The sequence below is a fragment of the Gemmatimonas sp. genome, from assembly GCF_031426495.1.
In the GTDB taxonomy this organism is placed as follows: domain Bacteria; phylum Gemmatimonadota; class Gemmatimonadetes; order Gemmatimonadales; family Gemmatimonadaceae; genus Gemmatimonas.
Map to the genome: position 1 here is coordinate 52,119 of NZ_JANPLK010000049.1, position 24,169 is coordinate 76,287.

13 protein-coding genes are annotated in these 24,169 nt (G+C 65.2%); 7 read left to right on the plus strand and 6 right to left on the minus strand.

What is annotated here, in order from left to right:
• Nucleotides 1-21 precede the first annotated feature (21 nt).
• Nucleotides 22-2,721: a prolyl oligopeptidase family serine peptidase gene (locus RMP10_RS12690; protein ID WP_310570612.1), complete on the plus strand. Its 2,700-nt coding sequence runs from the start codon at nt 22-24 to the stop codon at nt 2,719-2,721.
• 149 nt (nt 2,722-2,870) lie between these two features.
• On the opposite strand, the gene RMP10_RS12695 is transcribed toward RMP10_RS12690, so the two are convergent.
• Nucleotides 2,871-5,228, minus strand: a complete 2,358-nt coding sequence (locus RMP10_RS12695) for a TonB-dependent receptor (protein WP_310570613.1) — start codon at nt 5,226-5,228, stop codon at nt 2,871-2,873.
• Nucleotides 5,229-5,346: 118 nt separating this feature from the next.
• Here RMP10_RS12695 and RMP10_RS12700 point away from each other — a divergent pair, with 118 nt between their 5' ends.
• Nucleotides 5,347-6,018, plus strand: a complete 672-nt coding sequence (locus RMP10_RS12700) for an acyloxyacyl hydrolase (RefSeq protein ID WP_310570614.1) — start codon at nt 5,347-5,349, stop codon at nt 6,016-6,018.
• 38 nt (nt 6,019-6,056) lie between these two features.
• Here RMP10_RS12700 and RMP10_RS12705 read toward each other — a convergent pair whose 3' ends face one another.
• A complete protein-coding gene (locus RMP10_RS12705; protein WP_310570615.1) occupies nt 6,057-7,868 on the minus strand; it encodes a M28 family peptidase in 1,812 nt (603 codons plus the stop codon).
• 146 nt (nt 7,869-8,014) lie between these two features.
• On the opposite strand from RMP10_RS12705, the gene RMP10_RS12710 reads away from it, so the two are divergent.
• A complete protein-coding gene (locus RMP10_RS12710) occupies nt 8,015-9,949 on the plus strand; it encodes a peptidylprolyl isomerase (protein ID WP_310570616.1) in 1,935 nt (644 codons plus the stop codon).
• Nucleotides 9,950-9,954: 5 nt separating this feature from the next.
• Complete coding sequence (locus RMP10_RS12715; protein WP_310570617.1) at nt 9,955-12,906, plus strand: gamma-glutamyltransferase; 2,952 nt, start codon at nt 9,955-9,957, stop codon at nt 12,904-12,906.
• A gap of 2 nt (nt 12,907-12,908) precedes the next feature.
• Here RMP10_RS12715 and RMP10_RS12720 read toward each other — a convergent pair whose 3' ends face one another.
• The 4 genes from RMP10_RS12720 to RMP10_RS12735 all read right to left on the minus strand — a co-directional run bounded on the left by RMP10_RS12720 (nt 12,909) and on the right by RMP10_RS12735 (nt 21,121).
• Nucleotides 12,909-15,266: a prolyl oligopeptidase family serine peptidase gene (locus RMP10_RS12720; protein ID WP_310570618.1), complete on the minus strand. Its 2,358-nt coding sequence runs from the start codon at nt 15,264-15,266 to the stop codon at nt 12,909-12,911.
• Nucleotides 15,267-15,295: 29 nt separating this feature from the next.
• The gene (locus RMP10_RS12725; RefSeq protein WP_310570619.1) at nt 15,296-16,180 is read right to left on the minus strand and encodes a hypothetical protein; all 885 of its coding nucleotides are present in this window, start codon (nt 16,178-16,180) and stop codon (nt 15,296-15,298) included.
• A gap of 259 nt (nt 16,181-16,439) precedes the next feature.
• Complete coding sequence (locus RMP10_RS12730) at nt 16,440-18,038, minus strand: hypothetical protein (protein WP_310570620.1); 1,599 nt, start codon at nt 18,036-18,038, stop codon at nt 16,440-16,442.
• Entirely contained in the window at nt 18,035-21,121 is a 3,087-nt protein-coding gene (locus RMP10_RS12735) for a SusC/RagA family TonB-linked outer membrane protein (RefSeq protein ID WP_310570621.1), read from the minus strand. The genes RMP10_RS12730 and RMP10_RS12735 overlap by 4 nt, the downstream gene beginning before the upstream one ends.
• Before the next feature lie 257 nt (nt 21,122-21,378).
• Between RMP10_RS12735 and RMP10_RS12740 the strand changes: the two genes are divergently transcribed.
• The 3 genes from RMP10_RS12740 to RMP10_RS12750 all read left to right on the plus strand — a co-directional run bounded on the left by RMP10_RS12740 (nt 21,379) and on the right by RMP10_RS12750 (nt 24,120).
• Nucleotides 21,379-22,128 carry a carboxypeptidase-like regulatory domain-containing protein gene (locus RMP10_RS12740; protein ID WP_310570622.1) on the plus strand — a complete coding sequence of 250 codons (750 nt, stop codon included), beginning with the start codon at nt 21,379-21,381 and terminating at the stop codon, nt 22,126-22,128.
• A 1-nt stretch (nt 22,129) separates the two neighbouring features.
• The gene (locus RMP10_RS12745) at nt 22,130-23,281 is read left to right on the plus strand and encodes a hypothetical protein (protein WP_310570623.1); all 1,152 of its coding nucleotides are present in this window, start codon (nt 22,130-22,132) and stop codon (nt 23,279-23,281) included.
• Between the two features lie 188 nt (nt 23,282-23,469).
• Nucleotides 23,470-24,120 (plus strand): hypothetical protein, encoded by a 651-nt coding sequence (locus tag RMP10_RS12750; RefSeq protein ID WP_310570624.1) that lies wholly within the window; start codon nt 23,470-23,472, stop codon nt 24,118-24,120.
• Nucleotides 24,121-24,169 lie beyond the last annotated feature (49 nt).

Genomic DNA, 24,169 nt, shown 5'->3' on the forward strand with positions numbered 1-24,169 from the left:
CCCACCCGAGGCAGCTCACCGATGCGCGTACCCTTCGTTTCTGCGCGACGCACCGCGTTCTTCGCTCGAACCCTGACGGCCGGGATGCTCCTGCCGCTCGCCGCGGTCTCCGCGCAAAACCGCGGACCGAAATCGGCCGACGCCAAGCCTGCGGAACCGAACCCGTTGGCGGATGAAGGCTACGTGGCGCCGCCGCCGTCGATCGCACGTCTGGTGACCGCGCCGCGCGAGCAGAATGTGAACTTCACGGCGCCGAATCCCGGGAGCCGTCAGTACTTCCTGCGCACCATGAGCGACGGACTACCGTCGCTGCAGAACGTGGGCAAGGAGCACCACAATCTGGGTGGCTTCCAGGTCGACTATCGGGGCAACCGCGATCGCGCGATCACGATGCGCAGCAGCGCCGGCTTCGAGATCACCGAGTGGGCCAGTGGCCGCAAGATTCCGGTAAGCATTCCGGCCGGCGCCCGCGTGAGCACGCCGGTATGGTCGCCCGATGGCGCGCAGTTCGCCTTTCTCGCGCTGTTCGAAGACGGCACGCAGATCTACGTGGTGGACGCTGCGACCGGAAAGTCACGCGCTGTGACCACGCGCTCCACCTTGTCGACCAGCGTGACCGCCCCCGAGTGGACGGCCGACGGCACGACCATCGTGACCGTGCTGGTGCCCGATGCGCGTGGCCCCGAACCCAAGGAACCCAAGCTGGCGACGGGTCCGATGGTGCGCCTGAATGAGAACAACAAGCTCAAGACACGCACCTATCCCGACTTGCTGTCTTCGCCTTACGAGAAGGCGCTGCTGGAGTACCACACGACGGGTCAGTTGGCGGTGGTGAATGTGAAGACGCGCGCGGTGAAGAAGGTCGGCGCGCCGGGGCTGATTCGGAGCATCGATCCGTCGCCCGATGGCCAGTATTTCCGCGTGACGTACGTGGAGAAGCCGTTCTCGTATCTGCTGCCTGTCGCGAGCTACGGTACGCGCGATGTCGTGATCGACGGCGCCGGCACGGTGCTGCGTGAACTGGTGAAGCGTCCGTTGCGCGAAGGTGAAGAGCCGGCCGACCCCACCGATCCGCAGCCGCGCACGGCCGCGCCGGCCGGTGCCGGTGCCGCCGGTCGCGCCGCCCCGGTGGATACGGGCAAGCGCAACATCTCGTGGCATCCGTTTGCCGGTGGGTTGTTGTATGCGCACATCGCGCCGGCCACTGCTACGGCTGGTGCGGCACGTGGCGACTCGACGGCCACAGCCGCTGCGGCTGCCCGTCGCGCCGATCGCCTCATGCACTGGAAGGCGCCGTTCGATTCCGCCGGTGGCACGAAGCTATACGAAACGGCCAATCGCATTGCCAACGTGCAGTTCAGCGACAAGGGCAAGATCATGTTCGTGAGTGAGACAGGCACCGACGGCACGTTCGAACACGCCATCTTTCTCGACGAGAACAACGCCAAGTTCACCGTGATCGCGCCGCGTGCGCGTGGCCGCGGCGCCGACAGCACTGCCCGGGCTGCCGCGCCGCCCGCCGGCGGCCCCGGTGGTCGCGGTGCGCGCACGTCGGAACTTGTTACGCGCCCCGGTCGTCGCGGGGTGCCGGTGGTCGTGGTTTCCACCGACGGCAAGTTCGTGTTCACGCAGGGTACCACGCCCGACAGCGCCGGCAAGACGCCGCGCGCTTTCGTGGAAAAGGTCGAGATCCGCACCGGCACGCGCAGCCGCATCTACGAGAGCGCGGCCGACGTGTTCGAAACGATCAATGCACCCCTCGATGATGATTTCACGCGCGCGGTGATTCAGCGCGAGTCGCCCACGGTCGTGCCGCAGTCGTACGTACTCACGCTCGCGTCGCGCGACGTCAAGCAGCTCACGACCAACGTGGATCTCATGCCCGAGATCACCAAGGCGGTGCGCAAGACGATCGTGGCCCGTCGTGCCGACGGCTATTCGTTCAACGTGAAGGTCACGCTGCCGGCCGACTACAAGGACGGTACGCGCCTGCCCGCCATGTTCTGGTTCTATCCGCGCGAGTACGACAACCAGGAAGCGTACAACCGCAGTCTCACCCAGGGCGCCGGCGCGGCGAATCGCTTCCCGACCTACGGCCCGCGTTCACTCGCCTTCATCGTGACGCAGGGCTACGCGCTGATCGAGCCCGACGCCCCGATCTTCGCCAGCGAAGGGCAGCTGCCGAACGACAACTACGTGGTGGACCTCCGCAACAACCTGGCGGCCGTCATCGACGCGCTCGATACGCTGGCCATCGTCGACCGTCAGCGCCTGGGGATCGGCGGCCACAGCTACGGCGCCTTCAGCACGGTGAACGCGATGGTGCACACGCCGTTCTTCAAGGCCGGCATCGCCGGCGACGGGGCCTACAACCGCACGCTCACGCCGAACGGCTTCCAGAGCGAGCGCCGTGACCTGTGGCAGGGCCGCCAGACCTATCTCGAGATGTCGCCGTTCCTGTACGCCGACCAGCTGAATGGTGCGCTACTGATGAATCACAGCACCGAAGACCAGAACGTGGGTACCGATCCGATCAACTCGATCAAGATGTTTCACGCCCTGCAGGGACTCGGCAAAACGGCATCGCTATACATGTACCCGTACGAAGACCACGGCCCCGTGGCCCGTGAAACCGTGCTCGATCAGTGGGCGCGCTGGGTGGCGTGGCTCGATAAGTACGTGAAGAACGCGGGTGCCAAGCCGAAAGTGACGACGATGTAGGCTCGTCGCATTGGGCACATTCGCTGAACTGATCACACAGAGACAAGGAGAAAAGGAGATCACGGGGGGACGCCTCGTAGTTCTCTTTTTCTCTTTTTCTCTTTGACGCTGTGTGATCAGTTCAACGATGCCAGCTCAATACACCAACGCTAGAACGTCCAATCGATCCCAATGCTCGGCAGCACGCCGATGGACGTTTGGCGCTCCGGCGATCGCAACCGTGCATTCCACGCCACCGCGCTGACGTTCTGTCGTGCGGTGGCGTTTTGCACGTCGAGATACGTAATCAGCTGCGACGTGCCGATCTGCCAGCGGCGATCGACGCGGGCGTCGAGCGAGAAGAATTGCGGCAGCCGCCCACCGTCGTTGTAGCGCGCAAAATCCAACGTGCCCTCACGCACGCCACTGGCCACGAACGGCGTGGTGGGCAATCCAGTGGCCGTGCGCATACGGGTCGACAGCTCCCACTTGGCGTTGGGACGCCAGCCGAGCAGTGCATTGGCAACGACCGGGGCATCGAAGGCGCCGGGGCGCTTCACGCCATCGATCGCCGCGAAGCGCGTGCGGTTGGCGCTGATGGTAAGCAGGCCGTACACCGGCACCTGCGAGAGCTTCTTCTGCAGCAACAGCTCGGCACCGACTACCGTACCGCGACCGAGGTTCGCAAGCGGCTCGAGACCAAACGGAATGTCGTTGGTGGCGTCGTCGAAACCAGACGGCTGCAGCACCGCCTGCGGACGGAAGCGTCGCGCCGGATACTGCCGGTAGCGCTTGCCGTACACTTCGAACTGCAGCTTCACATCATCGCGCAGCGTGCGCGTGACGCCCGCGATCATCTGATCGGCCGCGAACGGCTTGAGTGATGCGTTCGACGTATCACCCACCAACCAGATGAGCTGCGGTGGCTGCCAATAGCGACCCACCGACACGGAAGCCGAGGTGCGGGCGCTCTGCTGCCACACCGCACTTGCCCGCGGTGCCGTGCGCACCGCGTTGCTCAGGTAGCCGTACCAGTCGCCTCGTACACCGAGGGTGACGCGGAGCCGATCGCCCAGGCGCGTGGTCGCCTGCGAATACACGGCACCACGCGTGGCGGTGAACGACGTGTCGCGCCGGAGCGGTTGCTCCACGAAGGCCGCATCGCGTCGGAAGGTCCCCGGCACCAACAGCTCGTAGCGCAGATCGGAGCCGTACTTCGCCACGACGCCCGTTTCCACGTCAACGCGCGGCGAGAGCTGCCACAGCAGGTCGGTGCGGAGTGACTGTTCCCCTTCGGTGGTGTTGGCGGCGAACACCACGCTGGGATCGCGGCCGGGGCCGCCGGAGTCGTTCTGCGTGGTGGTATACCGCGTGTACGTGCGGCCGAGTGTGGTGGTGAGCAGTCCCTTCGACAGCGTGCGCTGCCAGATCAGCCCAGAAAAGTATTGATCCTGCTTTGGCGCCACCACGCGCGAGTTCTCGAAGCGATTCTCGTCGGTGTCGTTGTTGAACGTGACCGTGCCCTGCGCGCCGATGAGCACCGCCGAGAGCTGATCGCGCGACGAAAGGCGCCAGACCGCCTTGCCGGTGAGATCGCGGTAGCTCGGTATGAACCCGAAGCCGGCGGCCTTGAAGATGAAATCGAGGTAGCTGCGGCGCACACCGAGCAGGAACGATCCCCGTTCACCCAGCGGCCCTTCCACGTAGGCACCGCCGCCGGTGGCCGAGATGTTCACTGAGCCGCTGATGCGGTCACGAGAGCCTTCTCGTAGGCGAATCGCGGTGACGCTGGCGGTGCGGTCGCCATAGCGCACCCCGAATCCGCCAGCGGACAGTGCGGCGTCCTCCACGAAGGCCACGTTGATCAGCGACAGCGGACCACCGGTCGAGCCCTGCGTGCCGAAGTGATTGATGTTTGGCACTTCGATGCCATCCACCGTGAACAGATTCTCGAATGGCGCACCACCGCGGACCACGAGGTCGTTGCGACCTGCGCTCGTCACGCCCACGCCCGGCAGCACGCTCACCGCACGCACCACGTCTTCCTGCACGCCGGGTGCACGTCGCACTTCTTCGGCGCCGAAGCGTTGCGTGGACACGGGAAACGAGGCCGGTGGCAATGGCGGAAAGTACGTGGGTGCCACCTGCACGGCGGCGAGTTCCGTCGCCACCGGGGTCAGCTCCACGAGCACCTCCGCGCTGCGCGCGGTAGTGACCACCACATCACTGCGTACCACGGGGGCAAAGCCGATGCGTCGCAGTTCGAGGCGCGTGATGCCGACGGGGACGTTGGGGAGCACGAATCGACCGACCGAATCGGACAACGCCGCGATCACGCTGCCAGACGCGGTGGCCGGGACCCGTATCACCACCCCGGGGATCGCCTCGCGAGTGGCCGCGCTCACCACCCGTCCGAGTATCGTGCCGGTGGATTGCGCGGTGAGCATCGAGGGCGAAGCGCACCCCATCGCAGAGAGTGCGAGCGTGAGGACCCGCGTTCGAGACGCGGCGATGGGCCATGTAATCATGGTGGTAAAGTACCCTGCCGTTTGAAACGATCCCACACGGACCTTTCCTCGCAACCGCACGCGGTATGATCATTCAAATGCCCACGGTACCGCCGCCTTCTCCTTGAGCCTGTTCGGGATGTCGTTTCCTGCCTGTCGCGCCCTCTCGGGCGCAGTGCTCGGTGCGTTGCTGCCCGTGCTCGTGCCATCGGCGGCGAGGGCACAGGCCGCCCCCCAACGCCCGCATGTCAGCGTGATGCTCAGTGGGGCGGTCGACACGCGTACCGCGTCGCACAACGAGACCATTCACGGCGCATTTCAGACGCTGGCCGTTCAAGTCTCCCGTCCGCTCTTCGCGGTGGGCGGCATGTACGTGGCGTGGCTGGGCGAGATCATGCCGGTCATGCTCGTGACCGCCGGGGCACCACCCAATCGGGTGCCGACCCCGCTCACGAATCCCGCCGAGACGAATGACCCGCGGCGACTGGCCCGCTATGCCGTGCGCGATGCGTACGGTGTGGGCTTCGCGCCGTTGGGGGCGGAGGCCGCGTTTTCCTTGGGCGAAAAGACCCAATTCTTGTTCAACGTGACGTCAGGCGTGGCGTGGTTTTCGCGGGTGGTGCCGTACGGCAAGGCGACGCAGGCCAACTTCACCGTGGCGCCAGGGCTGTTCCTTGAACGCCGTATCGGGGGCCGACAGGCGTTGGCGGTAGGGTATCAGCTGCACCATTTGTCGAATGCCAGCATGGGCGGCGCGAACCCGGGCATGAACTCGCACATCTTCTCGGTGCGCGTGTCGAAGCTGCGGTGAACACGCGGGCCCGGAGATTGCTCCGGGCCCCGCTGTGTTTACGGAACGATCACCTTCGGCTTCGCCGGCTTCGTGCCGTTCAACCGCGGTCGTGGACCATTGCCCACTTCCACCACGAGATCCTTGATGTAGTTCGCGATCTTCGCGTAGTGCGGGTAGTCGATGAACTCGGGCTCGTCGCTGCGCTGGTGGTAGTCTCCGTGCAGTCCCGTAAAGAAGAACGCGATCGGCACGCCCTGCTGCGCGTAATTGAAGTGATCGCTTCGGCCGTAGATGTTGTTGTAGCCGCTCCACGCGATCGGCTCGTCGAACTTGTAGTCGAAGGTCAGCGGCTTGCTCTGCTTGCTGTTCACCGCCTTCACGGTTTCGCCCAGATCCTTCGAGTCGAAGAACGAGCCGACCACGCCCACATAGTCAGGGCCACCACCAGGCAGGTCTTCGGCGCGGCCACGACCGATCATGTCCACGTTGAGCTGTGCCACGACCGAGTCGATGGGCACGGTGGGATTGCGCGTGAAGTACGCCGATCCTACCAGTCCGCCTTCCTCGCCGGTGTGCCAGATGAACAACGTGGAGCGCTTGGGCTTCACCGGCATGGCCATCATCGCTTCCGCGATCTCCAGCACGCCCATCGAGCCCGATCCATCGTCGTCGGCGCCGTTGTTGATGGAATCGAGCCGCGCCTTGGGATGCACCTTGCGGATGCTGTCCATATTCACGCGAATCGTCGTGAGCACTTCGGGGCCGAGGCCCTGCATGTTGTTCGCCAGCAGGCGCTTGTTCTTCTCGATGTTGAAGGCGCGAATGGAGTCCTTGTCCACCGGCGTCGTCATGCCCACGTGATCGTTGTGGGCGCCGATCGCGACGTACTGGTGTTTGAGCACAGGATCACTGCCCGGCACGACCGCCACCACGTTGCGCGCCCAGTCGGTGGGCGTATCCACGAAATCCAGCGACGCGGTCACAGTGCCACCCTTCTGGCCGGCCGAGAGTCCGTCGATGTTGCTTCGCTTGAACAAGCGCGCGGCGGCATCGCGCGTGAGACGGATCGTCGCCTGCGGCTGCAGCGTGGCGATCTGCGCTTTGAGCAGCGCAATGGAGTCCACCGGACCGCGGGTGGCACCGGCGGGCGCACCGCGTCCGGGCGCGCTCGACGTGGCCACGATCGGCTCGTTGAGGGCCACGCGCTGGGCCGGCGTAAGGGCGTCGAGATCGATCGTGGCGATAGCCACCGCATCATCGAAGCGCGAGCGGGCCGGCGCGGCCCCGCCGCGCACGGCGAAGGCTTGTCCCTGCCCCCCACGCGGGCCGTTGGGATTGGGCAGCAAGACCACGAACTTGCCCGCGGCGTCAGCGGCCGAGATCTGCGTGGTGGAGTCGCCCTGCGTGCCACCAAACACCACCTCGGCGCCGGCAATCGGGCGCGGCGCACGCTGGCCCGGCACGGCCACGAAGTCCGTGTTCCACGCGACGGGATTCCCGTCCACCGTCAGGCGCGAGTGGTCGGTGAACTTCCGCAGATGGTAGGGCAACGCCTGGAAATAGGTGCCGTTGTCACCGGCCGGCAGCAGCCCCAAACGCTTCACCTCGGCGGCGATCATGTCGGTGCCCTTCTTGTTGCCGACGCGGCCGACCTGACGGCCGAGCATGGAGTCGTCGGCGAACTGGTAGAGACGGATCTGCAAATCGCGCACGTCGATGGCCGCCTTGGTCGGCGCCGGCTTGAGCGTGGCGGGATTGCCGTATTGGTTCGTCTTGGCGGTACCCTGCGCGGAAAGCAGCGCGGGAAGGGTGACCAGGCCGCACACGGACGCAGCGAGGGACAAGCGGGCGAGCCCGAAGGATCGCATGGTTGCTCCAGGGGAGAATTGAGAGAGGGCGGGATGTCCTGAAGCATACGTAAGCCGACCACGCAGTGTTCAGCGAATCACAGCGGAAGAGGCGTGGGGGCTGACGGCGGGCCATATTGGGCGTCGACCCCTTCCCGGACATCTGTATGCGGCTGTTGGTCCCGATCCTTCTGTTGGCGGCAGGCGTTGAGGTGAGCGCGCAGACAAGCGCGCAGATAAGCGCGCAGGCACCCATTCCCGCGACGACCTACGAGCTACTCCGCGCCGAACACGCCCGTGGCACGGATATGCGGAGTATCGACGCCGCGTTGCTGAGTGGCGATTCGGTGCGGCAGCGCCTGGCCGTTCGTGCGATCGGCCGCTTCGAACAGTCTCCGCTGGAGTCGAAGATCACGCCGTTGCTGACCGCACGCGCCGCCTCGGTGCGACGGGAAGCGGTGAATGCGCTGGGGCAGATGCGCTCGCGCTACGACGTGGCCGCGCTGCTCGCCAGCGAGAACGACCCGGCCGTTCGCGCCATGATCTACGAAACGCTCGGCCGGAACCCCGACGCCGCCGCCACCAACGCGCAAACACTCACCGATGGATTGCGCGACAGCAGTGCGGTGGTGAGGTCGGGTGCCGCCCGCGGCATGGAGTCCCTGTTACGGCGCACGGCACGCACCACGGCGCCGAGCGCGGCAACGCTGCGGACCATTCGCGACGCGGTGAAGAGCAACCGGGCATCGGACACCCGCCAGTTGTTGTTGCTCGCCATGACGGCGGCGAACGATCGCGATTCGGCAACGGTCGCCGTGGCGCTCCGCGACACGAGCCCGGAGGTACGGCGGGTGGCGGTGGCGCTCGGACGCACATGGGTGAGCGACCCCGCGCCGATGGTGCGGTGGCAGGCACTCCGCGTGGCCGGCACCTGTGCCCGCGCCACCGCGCACGTCCGCGACAGCAGCGAGCATGTCGCGTTGCTGGCGATCGACCTACTTGGCGATCAGAAGTGCGCGGACGCGGCAGCGCTGGCGGCGCTCGACCGCGAGAGCCGTGCCAACGCTGCGTGGCGGCACCAGGCGCATGCCGCGGTATCGTTGGCCAAGGTGGCACCGGCCCGTGCGGCAGCGATGGTGCGGCGGCTGGCCTCGTCGACCACGTGGCAGGCCCGCGTGTACGCCGCCAACGCCGCCAAGCTGCTGAAGGACAGCACGACGCTGCGCGCGTTAGCGATGGACAAGGAGCCGAACGTCGTGATCGCGGCGATGACCACGCGCGAGCAGGCATTGCGTGCACTCACGAGCGATCATGCGGGCCTCGCGCTCGCCGCAGCGACGCGGCTCAAAGGCGACAAGGATCTCGTGAGCGCGCTGCCGCAGTTGCGGGCTGCCTTCGATCGCTTCACCGCCACGCATCGCGTGAGCCTGCGCGATCCACGCGCGGCGCTGCTGGAGCGTATCGGCGAAGCCGCCGATGGTCCAAGTACGATCTGGCTGCGTGAGCGACTGAAGGACCCGGATCCGGCGATCGCCAGTGCAGCGGCGCAGTATCTCACGAAGCGCACCGGCAGCACGGTGGCACCCACTACCGCGCGCTACGAACCCGCCGCGTTTCCAACCGTCGACGAGCTGGCGGGTCTCGACGGCGCGACCGCCACCATGCGCCTGCGCGGCATCGGCGATGTCGAACTGTCGCTGCGCTTCGACGAGGCCCCGATGGCAGTGCATACGTTCGTGACGCTCGCGAGCGCGGGGAAGTTCAACGGACTCACGTTTCATCGCATCGTGCCCAACTTCGTGATTCAAGGCGGCAGCCCCGGCGCCGACGAGTACGATCCGATCACCGACAGCTTCATGCGCGATGAAGTCGGCCTGGCTCGCAACGCGCGGGGCAGTTTCGGCATCAGCACGCGTGGCCGCGACACCGGCGACGGACAGATCTATGTGAACCTCGTGAATAACTTCCGGCTCGATCACGATTACACCGTGTTCGCCAGCGTCACGGGTGGCCTCGACCTCATCGACCGTGTGCAGGAAGGCGACGTGATCGAGTCGATCACCGTGCGCCGCGCCAAAACCTCTGCCCCTCGCCGTCCGTGATGACTATGTCTGTGCTCTCTCCGTTGCTCCTCGCGGCCACGCTCGCCTCACAAGGCGCTGTGCAGCCTGACACGGCGGCATTGCGCGGTGCGCGGCAGCCGGCCACCTCAGCGAATGGGGCGGTGGTCTTCGCGCACGACGGCCAGCTGTATCTGCAGCGTAGCATCGGCGGCGCGGCGGTGCGCATCACCAGCAGCACGGCCTGGCATCGCGATCCCGCCTTTACCGCCGACGGCAGCGCCATCGTGTACGCCTCCGACTCCCTGGGCAACTACGACCTGTGGCAGATGCCGGTGAACACGACCGGCAGCGGCACCGGCAGCGTGCAGAATGGCGCGATCACGCGCCTCACCAGCAGTGCCGCGCATGAAACGTCGCCGAGTGTCGGCCCGGACGCGCGCATGGCCTTCGTGCGCGGCAGCGGCGGCGCCACGCGCGTGTGGATCCGCAACGCCGATGGTACGGAGCGGCGACTGTCCAGCACTGAGCAAACCGAGCGCGCGCCGCGGCTATCACCCAACGGCAAGCGTATTGCCTTCATCGTGATCAACGAAGCGGGTCGACGCGTGATGGTGCACCCCGTCGAAGGCGGTGCATCGTCAACCGCCGGCACAACGGCTAGCAGCGACGCGACGGTGGAATCGCTGGATTGGTCGCCCGACGGACGGCTCGCGGTATCCACGCGAAGCGGCGTGTACGCCGTCGCCACCGATGGGTCGTACAGCGCGCTGGTGTCGAAGTCACACGGTGATGTGGACTGGTCGGCCGACGGCTTGTTCATCACGATTGCCGAGTACTCGGAGGTCGTGGTGGGCTACAACGGCGATCCCGATCGCGGTCTCGATCGCAGCGCCGTCGAGCGGTTCAGTGGTGCCACCGCCGCGCCGGCGAAAGGCGATGCGATGATCCGCGTACTCGCACCGGCGGCCCCCGATGCGGGACGCATGGCGGCGGTGACTTCGTTGCCCGACGGCCGCGCGGTGCGCAACGCGGCGGCCTTCGATCGGCTGTGGGATCGACTCGCGCGCACGTACTTCAGCGGCGCCGACGCCACGGCACGCCGCGCGCAATGGGACGCGGTGCGCGCCACGCAGCGCCCGCGTGCACTCGCCGCCGCCAACGACAGCGTGCTGCAACAGGTGCTGTATGACACGCAGCAAGCGCGCCCGCCGCTGCGCGCCGACGCGACGGGGCGCGCTGCCGTCTCGAGCGCGCATCCGGTGGCGACCGAGGCCGGCCTTGAAATGATGCGTCGCGGCGGCAATGTGATCGACGCCGCCGTGGCCGTGAGCTTCGCCCTCGGTGTGGTGGAGCCCGATGCGAGTGGCATCGCCGGCTACGGCGAGATGGTCATCGCACTCAAGGGTCGCGTCACGCCCACGGTGATCGAGTTCATGAGCCGCGTGCCGGAAGAAGGCGGCCTGAGCAACACCGCGCTGCTCGTGAACGGTCGCTACCCGATCGACGGTCCGGTGCTGGTGAATGTGCCGGGCACCGTGGCCGGCATGTATACCGCTTGGCAGAAATACGGCAGCAAGAAGGTGCCGTGGGCTGATTTGCTGGCGCCGGCCATCCGTGCGGCGCGCAACGGCTACGAAGTGAGTCAGGGACTCGCCACCACACTCGCCACGGAACGCGAACACTTCGCGAAGTACGAGGGCAGTCGCACCCTCTTCTTCCGCAACGGGCAGCCACTCGTAGCCGGCGACACGCTCAAGAATCCTGATCTCGCCTGGGTGCTCGAGCAGATCGCGGCCAAGGGGGCCGATGGCTTCTACAAGGGCGAGGTGGCCACCAAATGGGTGACCGACCTGCGCGGCAAGGGCAACGCCATGAAGCTCTCCGATCTCGCGCGCTATTTCGCACCCGAGCGTGAGTCAATCAGCGGCACCTATCGCAACTACACGATCTACTCCAGCGCACCACCGGTGAGCGGCGGCGCGGAACTGGTGGCGCGGCTCAATCTGCTCGAGCAGTCCCCTGCCCCGTCGCGCACAGGCAAACGGTACACCGACGATCCGGCGTCGCTGCATGCCGCACTGTCGGCGTGGTTCTTGGTCCCGTCGTCGCGCAATCGCATCGCCGATCCGGCCATGTGGCCCATCGACATCGCGCCCATCGTGGACAAGGACACGGCGCGCCTGCGCTGGCGCTGCTTCGATGCGAACAAGGCGCTCACGCCGGCGTCGGTGCGCGGCGATACGCTGCCGTGCTTGCCGAAGACCGCACCCGCAACCGTACCGACGAAGCCGGCCGACGCTGCGGATGTCGCCGTAACGGATGTGACCGCGGCCGCGTCACCATGCGGCGATGAACATGCGGCCGAGATGACCGTCTGCCATGCCGCCGGCACCACGTCGTTTGCCGTCGCCGACAACGACGGCAATGCGGTGTCCGTCACGCAAACGCTCGGCACGTGGGGCGGCAACTTCTATGTCACACCAGGGCTCGGCTTCCTGAGCAACGATAAACTCACGAGCTACGGCACCGACCCCACGCAGTACGGATCGCGCCTTCCCTTCGCGCGTCATGGCAGCACGCTCGCGCCCACAATTGCCTACAAGAACGGTAAGCCGTTCTTCGCGGTGGGTGCCGCCGGCAATGCCTGGATCACTTCGGCCGTGTACCAAACGTTGCTCGGCGCGCTCGACTACAACCTCGGCCCGCAGGCAGCGCTCGAACTGCCGCGGTATCTACCCGGCGGGGGATTCGGCGGCGTACCGGGAGCGGCTGCAGGAACACCGGTCCCATACACGCTGCAACTCGAAGACGGATTCTCACCAACGGTCATCGCCCGCCTTCGCGCGTTGGGGTACGACATCAACTTCGTGTCGCTCCCGGGAGAACTGCGCGAAGGTTATGGCGCCGCGGTGCGCATGGATGGCAAGGTGGTCACCGCCGGTGCCGATCCACGACGGACCGGCGCGGCGGGCGCCATCACGGGAGCCAAGAAGTAGCGCTACTGCTTCATGCTCGGCGCCTTCTCCTTGTTCCACACGAACCGCTTGAGGAATACGCCCATGCGGTCGAACGTGTCGATCCAATTGCTATGCAGCATCGACTCGTGCAGGTCATCCGGCACCACGATCAGCTCGTGATACACATCGCGGGCCCGGAGGAGCTGCACGAGTCCAACCGTTTGTGCGAAGTCCACGTTGCGGTCGTCGTCGCCGTGCACCAGGAACACCGGTGACTTCCAGCCGTCGATGGCGCCGACCGCGCTGGACTTGAAGGCGAGATTCGTCGTGTCGATCACGTTGCCGTACAGGTGCACGCCAGCAAGGTCGGCACCGGCCACGAAGATATCGGAGTTGCGCGCCAGCGCCTGCGACGTAAGCAGGCCGCCGTACGACAATCCCCAGATGCCCACGCGCGTGGGATCGACGTCAGCGCGTCCTTGCAGATACTTGGCGCCGGCCACCACATCCTGATACTCGGAGTTGCCGCGTCCCTGCGTATTCGGCGCATTGGCAAAACTCTTCCCGTAGCCGACGCCGCTGCGGTAGTTGATGGAGAGCACCACGTAGCCCTGATCGGCCAGCCACTGGTTCACGGCGTACGCCCAGTGGTAGAACTGCATGTAGTGGTAGCCGGGCATCATCTGCCGACGCGGTCCACCGTGCACGAAGATCAGGGCGGGCCGCTTCTCGCCCGGCTTCATGTCCTTCGGCATGAACAGCGTATTGCTGATCTCGAGCCCGTCGGCCGCCTTCGTTTTCACGATCTCCGGCACGACGTGCGCCGCCGTCGGAAAGCTCGACGCGAGCGTTGGGAATACGCGCTTCGGCGCGCCACCGGCAGTAGGCACGATCGCAATCGACGCCGGCGTCTTCGCGTCGAAGTAGATCACCGCCAGCGACTTGCCGCTGGCAAGCGGCTGCGGATGCGTCTCGATGCCCTCACCACTCGAGACACGACGCGGCGTACCACCCGACGTGGGCACCGCCCAGACGTGCCGACGTTCGATATCCGTGGCGTTCGTGCAGTAGTACAGTGTGCTGCCGCCATCCTTCGATAACGCCACCGACGTGGCATCCTCGATCATGCCGTCGGTCGTGGTGAGCAAGGTGGGTTCGCCACCGCTCACGGGAATCGAGTACCAACGATCCCACTCATCCTTCGGCACGTTCACCGGGAAGATCACGCTCGTGCCGGCCCACGCCATGTTGTTGAGCGACGTGAATACACTGTCGCGCGGGGCATTGCGCCAGACGCGCTTCGCCTCGCCCGTGGTGACATCAGCGATCATGAGTTCGAGCGTGTGACCTGCGGCGAAGGTGGCCGTGTAGAAGCCGGGCGAGCGACGCAGGCCGACGCGTGTCGTATCCTGTCGCGCTTCGGCGCCGGCGCGCGCGGCCGCACCACCACTGCCAGGTCCCGCCGCGCAACCACCCGCTGGATTTCCGACCAACGGTGCGTTCAGGTTCGCCGCGGCTCCCGACGGATTGCCGATACCACCCGTGCCGCGTTGCTGCTGCATGCCGAACGGCGTGCCTGGCCGGCGATAGAACGCAATGCGCTTGCTGTCGGGTGACCACGTGGGTCCGCCGTCGCAGTCCACACTTGGCGCGATGTACTTCACCGTGCGCGTGGCCACGTCGTACACGGCGATGAAGGCGTGATTCTCGCGGTCGCTCACGAACGCGATACGCTTCCCGTCAGGCGACCATTTGGGTACGCCGTTGCGGCCCCACGCTTGAATGAACGGCACTCCGCCCGTATCCATGGCAGTGACCGTTGCACCGCGCATGACGCGCGCGCGATAGATCTGTCCGTCGCGCGTAAAGAGCACCGTACGGCCATCGGGGGACAATTCGGGCGCCGAGCCGACGGCCACGCGCCACGCCGGGCCGCCGGTGGATCGCACCGCCCAGATCGCGCGCTCGGCGCCGTTCGGATCATGCGACGGATTGGCGACCCAGCCATACCGATTCGGCGCCGAGCCACGCACGAACACGATGATGCTGCCGTCGTCCGACAGCTCGAGGTCACTCAGGTCGGTGCCGTCGTCTTTCAGAAAGTTCGTCACACGCACCGCGCGGAAGTTCGGTGCGGCGGCCGTGTACACATTGCGGAGTCCGCGGTCGTACACCATCCACGCCATGCGATCGGCCTTCCGCGCGGAGGCCAACGTAAGCGGCGAAGCCGGCGACATGAATTGTTCGATGGTCGCCTTGCCAGCTCCCTGCGCCTGCGCGCGGGACGGCCACGCCAACACGAAGCTCGTCAACACGAAGCTCGCCAACACGGAGCTCGCCAGCGCGCCGATGGTGAGCGCACAACGCAGCACGCGAACCTGCAAACTCGCGAATGTCATGGACGGATGGGTAAGAGGTCTACCCGAAACTACGTCCCGCCGCTGCGCATCGCTGACGCTCGCCCCACCGACAGCACGATCGACTGTTCGGCCTTCTGCACACGCGTCACGACTTGCACGCGCACCCGCAGCGTGACGCGTCCACTGTCGGGCGACGTGATCGCGGCCTCGGGAACCGCTTCGCGCATGGCGGGCGGAGTCGCGGCGGGCGGCGCTTCGTCAAAGGAAAGCTGTACCGTCCCCTCGCCGAGCAACGCGCGCGCACGAACACGATCACCACGCTGCACGGGGACACGCAGCTTCTGATCGATGCGCGCCAGCACGGGCAGCAGTACGGTGGCCTGTGGACAGGCGTTACTCAGCAAGAACGGCTGGTCGGGGAAGTCGCGAACGAGGGGCATTGCCATCGCCCGCGCCGAGTCAGCGGGCGGCAGCGCGCTCAGGTCACGGCTCGTGGCTCCGCTCCCGAGCCGCATACTGCGCATGGCGCTGTCGAGCATGTACGGATTGGGAGTGATCGCCGCCTCGATCAGCGAATCCGACGCACTAGCCGGAATGGGCCGTGTCGGATCTGAAGTCACCGGCCACCGCACGCTGATGCGGCGTGATCCGTCCCGACTCACGCCTTCGAACAGATAGTATCCCTGCGCACCTGGCACGAGATAGCGCAGCCCCGTCACGCTGTCCCCGTCCACTAGGCGGATGGCCAGCGGCGGCATGGTCGTGTCGATCGGCAACCCAAACGGGATTGCGACGGCGGCCACGCTGCGGGTCACCACGTGCCCACAGAGGCGCGCGGTCATTTGATCGTCGCGGCGCGGCACCACCAGCACGCGAACAGCGCTGTCGCCGGCGACGCGGGCCTCCCAGCGTTCATCCGCGGGCACGACGGTGAGCGCCAGGGTTGACGGCATGTGCGGTACGGATCGCAAAGGCTGCTGGGCTCGTGACGTAACCGGTGCGCGGTCCCCACACGCGGTGATGGACGCACCGCACGCCAGCGCCGCGGCGAACCGGATGGAGTGCGAGCGGCAACGGAGAGAGATCGAGAGCGCCATGCGCCAAAGAAACCAACAAGAGGCCGAAATAACCAGAGAGGCCGAACGCATGTGCGCTCGGCCTCTCTGTACTCACCACCTGATCACGAGAGAGTGATCGGACGTACCCGACGCATCACGGCGGGGTCGGGCTGTTGGCGAGTCCCGTGCCGCCGAACGTGTAGAACTCCTGGTTCTTCACGGCGAGTTCCTTGGCGGGTACCGGCATTTCGCGCGGTGTACCGACCAGCAGGCCGCCGGTGACACGGCGACGCTGGTAGTAGGGTGCTGCGCCCAGGCCGAGCAGTTCGATTTCCTGCTCGTAAATGAGCTTCGTGACCAGGGACGCCTGACCTTCACCCGCCGTCGCGGCCGAGAGGCCGCCGCGATCGACGCGCGTGTTGTTGATGAGGTTCGCCGCCGTGGTCAGGTTGCCGCCCGAACGACGCAGCTCGGCTTCCGCCCAGAGCAGATCGTTCTGGTTGCGGCTGATGACCGGCGCCACACCGAAGCCGCCGTAAATGCCGTTCGGCGACTGCTCACCGGACTTGTCGTACCTGATGTGGCCGATGTTCGACTGGTGGTACATGCCGCGATCCGGACGGAAGATCTCTCCGGTGGAGTACACAAAGTCGGTGCCGGCGTTCGCGGTTCTTGGGATCACGCCGAACTCTCTGGAAAAGTCCGGATCATTCGGGCCGAACGATCCGTCACCGAGGCGCTTGTCGGGCGAATTCGGACGGGCATTGCCGCCGGCCGGATACGGCGTACGCTGGGTGGCCGGATCGAGCAGGTTGGCGACGCGCGTGCTCACACGACCGCCATCGAAACCGTTGAACCAGTACAGCATTTCGTGACACCAGGATGAGCAGCCGTCGCCAGTGAAGTTGAAATCGAACTTCGCTCCCGACGAGATACCACCGGCCGCGAGCGCTGACACAGCCGCCCAATCAACCGTCGTGTTTTCTTCCGGCGTGCGCGGATAGTACGCCAGCGTCATCGCGGCCATGGTCCTTGCCAACTGCGCGACTTGTACATTCGTGTACGACGTGCCGTTGGTCCACGCACTTGGCGTGGTGAAGGTATTCGCCGCGGCCAACGTAGCCGCTTCGGCGAGCGATGCAACGGCGGCATCTCTGACCTGCTTGCGCGTTTTATACTCGAGCGTGGTGAGGTCCGTGTTCTCGTCGATCACGTACCCCTTGTCGTAGTTGAGCGCGATGCCCATCAGCGAGGCCCCGCGCATCAGCTGCGCAATTGTTTCTGCTCGCTTCGTGTTGGCCGGGCTGGTGATGACAAGGTTGTTCTTGCGGATGGCCGTCAGCACGTCTACGGCGGACGACATCGTGCTGTAGTAGCCCTGCCAGTAGCCGATCATGGTGGAGCGACCGGCCGAGGCCAGATCGTTCTGATATGGCCGCGAGTTGCGCGTCCCATCAGCGTCGATCGACGAGTAGAAGTTCATGTTGAAGTTGTTCCACGAGGCCGAGTAGGTACGAGCCATCGTGCTGAGCGGACCGCCCCCTTCCATGCCGTCGTAAGTGTTGAACCACGACCGCAGGGTGCCACCCGCCACCGCTTCAATGGCAGCCGGATCGGCGAGCGCGCGCTTGGAGTCGGGCGCGTTGGGGTTTTCCACATCGAGGGTGTTGCAGCCGGCGAGGAACAACGCCCCCATGCCGACCGCGAGTGTGCGATGTCGCATGAATTCATAACCCCGGTTGACGGCGCTCACAGTCCGAGCTCCAGCATGAACGTGAACGTCTTGAAAATTGGATACGTGAAGTAGTCGACGCGATACGCGAACGGGTTGGAACCGCCGCCCGACACATCCGGATCATAACCGGAGTACTTGGTGGAGGTGAACAGATTACGACCGACGATGCCAAGGCGTGCCGTGCGTCCATCACCCATGCCTACGCGCTTCACGAGCGAGGCCGGCAATTCGTAGTTCACGGCGAGTTCACGCAGACGCACGTAGCTGCCGCCTTCCACGAAGTAGTCGTTGGCGTCGAAGTTGTTGTAGAACGTGGCGTAGTACGTGGTCGGCTTCTTTTCGACTTCTGGCTTGCCGCGCTGGTCGAAAGCGGGGTCGCGCTGGTCGAAGAACGGCCACTGACGCGTGTAATTGTAGATGTCACCGCCCTGCACCCAGTTCACCACCGCCGTGACCGCGAACTTCTTCCAGTTCATCTGGGTATTGAAGTTCAGATTGAAGTCGGGATTGACGTCGCCGATCTCAAACAGCGTGTTGCCCTTGGCGTCGGCGAACTTGAGCGGACGCTCTGCTGACGTGCGCCAGCCGGTCTTGGCGACGTAATAGCCTTCTTCGTTCTGCACGTAATCGGCCGCTGTGCCCGAGAGTCGCTTCGACGCGATCATCTCGTTGACCTGCTCGGCCGAGCGGAGCCACCGGCTGCCGTACACGATACCGAACGGCTGTCCGGCGGCGAGACGGAAGATGGTGGTGTTGGCCACCGGTCCCACCAAGTACGGCGGCACGTCGAGGCTGCGCACGATCTGACGTGTGCGGTCACCGGCGACGTTCACACGCCACAGGAAGTCCTTCTTGCTGGCCAGCACCGCGCCGAGCAGGACTTCATGCGTCTTGCCGCCGAGCGAGCCGGCGTTGAGCCACTGACTCCGGAACCCTGTTGCCGCCGACACGGGCACGTTCAGGATCTGGTCGTCGGTGATCTTGCTGGAGTAGCTGTATTCGAAGGTGAAATTCTTGAGGAAGTTCACGTTCAAGCCGGCTTCGATCTCACGCGAGAACGCCGGACGGAGATTCGGGTTGCCAAGCGTGATCTTGACCGGGCTGCCCCCTTGAATGGCGAACTGCTCGTATTGCGCGTCGAACACTGGGCGAAGTCCTGCCTCACCGTAGGACATGCGGAGCTTGAGTTCGTCGACACCGGGAAGCTTGAAATCTTCCGATACGCGATAGGCGCCAGACAGACGTTTGAAGAGCCTCGAGCGCTGATCGGCCCCGAACAGCGAAGACTCGTCGCGACGAATGAGACCATCGACGATGAACTTGTCCTTGATGTCGAACGTGGTGATGGCGAAGAAGTTCTGGTTACGAATCGGCTGCGTATACGAGTCCGGGATGATCGGACTGTCGGGATCGCGCGAGGCGGCCGAGAACTCGGTCACGCGCGGCACCGTCAGCGACGAGGCGACGATACTCGTGCCGGTATTGTTCTGATCTTCATACACCCACGCCAACTTGGTGGTGTTGGTGAACCAGGACGTGGCCTTGGTGGCCGTCAGCGTGCTGCCGAGGTTGTAGGCCTTGGTCTGGTCGACATCGCTGGAAATGTTGCCCTTGTTGACCGTGCCCGTGGAGCCGATGTAGCCGAGCGGCGTGTAGCGGCGTAGTTCACGCGAGCCGCGATCGAAGTTCGTGTTGGCTTCGTACGTGAGCCACTGGAACGGGCGGTAGCGCACCTTGAGCGTGCCCGTAAAGCGGTTGCGGTCGTTCAGGTTCTGGATGTTCGACCAGTTGTACAGCGGGTTGGACACGTTGCCCGATGCCGGCGTTTGACGAATGGCGGCTTTGTACGGCGACCCGTTCGGGTTGTTCTCCAGCAGGTTGATGTTCGGCTCGAGGAAGCGGAGTCCGAAGAAGGCGTCGCCCGAGCTGTCATCGGCCGCGTCGGCCTTCGACTGGCCGAAGAACGCGCCCGTCTGCAGGTCGAGCTTGGGGTGCAGTTCGAGATCGAGGTTCATGCGAAAGTTCTGGCGGTTGAAGCCGCTGAGCAGATTCGCAATACCCTGATCCTTGGAGTTTTGAAACGATGCGTTGAAGTTCGACTTCTCGTTGCGCTGGCCGACCGAGATGTAGTTCGTCATGAACTGTCCCGAGCGGAACACTTCGCCGAGCTGGTCGAAGACCACCGGGTACGAATTGTCGGAAATCCGGTCGTCTTCTTGGATGCGATTGCCGTTCCCGTCGCGCGCGAACTCGCCTGACGCGGTGACTTTATACGGGTGCGAGAAGTTGTTCGGGATGGTTTTGCGGAGATCGTTGCTGCCGATCTCGTTGCGCACCGTCACGCTGGTCTGACCGGCGGCCAGGGTCGCGCCACGCTTGGTGAAGATCTGCACCACGCCGTTGGCCGCGTCGGAGCCATACAGCGAGCTCGCGGCCGCGCCCTTGATGACTTCGATGCGCTCGATGTCTTCGGAGTTGATGTCCGCGAGCGACAAGCGCGAGATCGTGCCGTCGACAATGATGAGCGGATCCTGGCTGCCCGTGAGCGACGTCGGACCACGGAGGCGGATACGCGGCGCGGAACCTGGCTCACCGTTCACCGCGGTCACGCTGGCGCCGGCCACGCGGCCGCTGAGTGCGCCGAGCGGAGAGGAGGCCGGCGCTTCTTTGATCTGTGCATTGTCGACAGCCGCCACGGCGAACGTGGTCTTCTTCTGCGACGTCGCTTCCGACACACCGGTCGTGACGATCGTTTCCAGATTGAGCACGTCCTTCTCGAGCTCGAAGTTCTGCTCACTGCGTCCGGCCGCGAGCGTGATCGAGCGGCGGATCGGCCGATAGCCGATAGTCCGCGCGAGGAGACTGACCGGTCTGCTGGCACGCGCAGGATCGACCGTGAAGGAGTAACGTCCTTGCTGATCGGTGACGGCCCCGGCCGACAGCTCTGTAATGCCGACCTGCGTCCCACCCAACGGTTGACCGTTCGAGGTGACGCGACCCGTGATGGTCATCGTCGCCTGTGCTTGCGCGGCGTCGGGTTTCAGTAAGAAGATCAATGAGGCGGCGGCGGCGGCGATGAACCGACGCGAAACATGTTGCATTCGTGCTCCTGGCCTTGGGAGTTTGTCCCGGTGGAGTGCGGCTTGTCGCCGTACCAAGTCGCTTGGACCCATGTTGCTATGTTAACCACGAACGTCACACTCTCGTCACCATTTGTCGACCTTTTTGTGGGACCAAGTGTATAAACTTGGTTCGACACCCCAATCTGGGACCAACTATGTCGGCTTTCCGACCCGCTTCCGCCCGTCGCACGCTATGGTTGTGCTCGCTTCGCTGCCCACGCGTGATCACGTGCTGCGTGGCGCTCGCCCTCCTGTCGACGCCCCTCGTCGCGCAGACCGGCAACCAAGCGGCAACCCTGCGCGGCCGGATCCTTGATGCCGTCTCCGGCGCGCCGCTTGTCGGAGCCACCGTGGCGGCGACCACCACCGGCGCGAGCGTGCAGACGGACTCAGCCGGACGGTATCGGATCGATGGCTTGAAAGTTGGAATTCACCGTTTTTTGGTGAGCGCGGCGGGGTACAGCCGGGGGTCGGTCACGCTCGCGTTCGCGCCACGCGAAGTAATGGAGCGCGATCTCGAGCTCGATCCGGTGGGACGCACGCTCTCGGCGGAGGACAGCGCCAAGGCGCAGGTGCTTCCCACGGTTCCCGTCACGGCGCCGATGTCGGCCGGACGGCGGTTCGACGACTTCGAGCGCCGTCGCACCACGGGGCGTGGGCAGTACCTCACACGCACTCAGCTCGAAGAGGGGCATTTCAGCACCCTGCAAGATGCCATGCGACCGCTGCGCGGCGTGCGCTACTCCTGCGCCGGTTCGACCTGCCTTGTGCAGATGGCCCGTGCCCCGTTGGGCTGCTCACCCGACTACGTGGTGGACGAGCGCGTGGACAACATGTTCGGGCCACTGGTGCCGGTGCGCGACATTCAGGCGATCGAGGTCTACACGGGCGCGAGTGACGTGCCGGGCGAGTTCGCCGGCACCAACGCCGGTTGCGGCGTGATCGTCATCTGGACCGCGAACGGTCGCGCGGCGAAGCGGAAGTAGGGTGCCGCGCCGCGTCATCGTGCTCGTGGCGGCCGTACTCACGGCGAGCATCGCGGCGGTCACCCCGCTGCTCGCGCAGCGCACGGCTCAGGCGCCAGGAAGAGCGTCCGTTGCCGCCGACAGCCTCGGCATCGACCAGTTCGCCGCCCTCGTTCGTCGACTCTCCGACAGCGGTGGCTACTTCGACACCGACAACTTGATCTCGAACGAATCGAGCTATCTGCATCCGCTCACCACGCTCGAGCGGCTCGGCGTGCGCGGCGGTGCCTACATCGGCGTCGGCCCCGATCAGAACTTCAGTGTCATCGCGCGCGTGACCCCGCACATCGTGTTCATCACCGATATCCGGCGCGACAACCTGCTGCATCACCTGTTGTTCAAAGCGCTGTTCGAGCAGGCGCGCAACCGCACCGAATACGTGGCGCGCTGGCTGGGTCGCACTGTCCCTTCCAACGTCGACGCGCTGCGCGACCAGCCGATTGATTCCATCGTCGCGTGGGCGGCACGCACGCCGGCCACGTCGGCCAGTGCCGATGCCGCCGTGCGCGACGTACGGACGCGCGTCATGCGCTATGACCTGGCCCTCTCCAGCGGCGACCTGGCCACGATCGAACGGTTTCATCGTGCGTTCATTGCACAGGGGCCGGCCCTGCGCTTCACCAGCACCGGCCGCGCGCCCCGCGAGTACTATCCCACGCTCGGTCAATTGATGCTGGAGCGGGATTTGAGCGGTCGGCAGGCCAGCTATCTCGCCAGCGACCGCCACTTTCAGGTGGTGAAATCACTCGAACGTCGCAATCTGATCGTCCCTGTGGTGGGTGATCTGTCCGATGCGAACACCCTGCCGCGCATCGGCACCGTGCTGCGCGAGCGTGGGGATTCACTCGCGGTGCTGTATGCCTCGAACGTCGAGGACTACCTCATTCGCGATGGCCGCTTCGCGGCGTATGCGGAGCATGTGGCGCTTCTGCCGCGCCGCGCCAACAGCGTGATCATCCGCAGCTGGTTCGGCGGTCCCGGGTCGCATCCGGCGTCGGTCCGCGGCTACTACACCACGCAGCTCGTGCAAACCGTCGCGTCATTCGCCGCCGACAGCATGGTGGCCCGTGTACGCAGCTATCGCGAACTGGTGCAGCGAAAATGGGAGCGATAGTCTCGCGCGGGTCGTACGGTGAATGATTTTGCGTTCACAGAGTCCCGCAGAGTCCGTCACACACCGCCGGTCTCAGCTTTGAGCGGAGCGAGCATTGTATACCCCAATCTTGCGATTCCGCACATTTGACGTAGCGTCTAAAGCTTCGCTCCCTCAGTTCGCCCACCTGTGGATGTAGTGGAGGATTTATGACGACTAGCACTCGATCCCCGGCTCACTGGTTTTTCTTGGTGGGCGCCGCACTCTCAATCACCGCATCGTGTTCACCGGCGGATCCGGCGGCGCCGAGCGTGGATGACGCCGCATCGGCCACCGACGTTGCGCCAGCTGCCTCGCGCCTCGGCGCCGACGTGTCCAAGTCGCTCGCAGCACTGCGTAGCGCCACGGCGGGCTTTCACGACGTGAACGTGGCCATCGCGGCTGGATACGCAAACCCCTCAGGTATTCCCTGCGTAGACAGTCCGCAAGGCACGATGGGCGTGCATGTCGTGAAGGCATCGCTACTGGATCAGGCAGTGACACCGAATGCACCGGAACTCCTGCTCTACCTACCGAAAGCCAACGGCGGCTTCAAGCTCGTCGCCGTCGAATATCTGGTACCAGTGCTCGTGCGCAACCTTTCGACCGGGGTCGTGTCGCCGTGGTTTGCGATGACTCCGTGGGGCGCCGGCTACGCGGTAGTTACACCGCGGCCATCGGTGTTCGGCGAGGCGTTCGAGGGTCCCATGCCGGGCCATGAACCTGGGATGCCGTGGCACTACGACAAGCATGTGTGGCTCTGGAACACGAATCCCAATGGGATGTTCAGCCAGTGGAATCCGTCGATTGCCTGCCCCTGACGCACGATGTCTTTTGCTCGCGACTTGAGCGGGACAATGTCTTCACGCG

Coding starts and splice junctions, on each gene's coding strand:
- RMP10_RS12720 (WP_310570618.1), bottom strand. CDS start 15,266: ATGACATTCGCGAGTTTGCAGGTTCGCGTGCTGCGTTGTGCGCTCACC.
- RMP10_RS12715 (WP_310570617.1), top strand. CDS start 9,955: ATGTCTGTGCTCTCTCCGTTGCTCCTCGCGGCCACGCTCGCCTCACAA.
- RMP10_RS12695 (WP_310570613.1), bottom strand. CDS start 5,228: ATGATTACATGGCCCATCGCCGCGTCTCGAACGCGGGTCCTCACGCTC.
- RMP10_RS12690 (WP_310570612.1), top strand. CDS start 22: ATGCGCGTACCCTTCGTTTCTGCGCGACGCACCGCGTTCTTCGCTCGA.
- RMP10_RS12710 (WP_310570616.1), top strand. CDS start 8,015: ATGCGGCTGTTGGTCCCGATCCTTCTGTTGGCGGCAGGCGTTGAGGTG.
- RMP10_RS12700 (WP_310570614.1), top strand. CDS start 5,347: ATGTCGTTTCCTGCCTGTCGCGCCCTCTCGGGCGCAGTGCTCGGTGCG.
- RMP10_RS12750 (WP_310570624.1), top strand. CDS start 23,470: ATGACGACTAGCACTCGATCCCCGGCTCACTGGTTTTTCTTGGTGGGC.
- RMP10_RS12725 (WP_310570619.1), bottom strand. CDS start 16,180: ATGCCGTCAACCCTGGCGCTCACCGTCGTGCCCGCGGATGAACGCTGG.
- RMP10_RS12705 (WP_310570615.1), bottom strand. CDS start 7,868: ATGCGATCCTTCGGGCTCGCCCGCTTGTCCCTCGCTGCGTCCGTGTGC.
- RMP10_RS12735 (WP_310570621.1), bottom strand. CDS start 21,121: ATGCAACATGTTTCGCGTCGGTTCATCGCCGCCGCCGCCGCCTCATTG.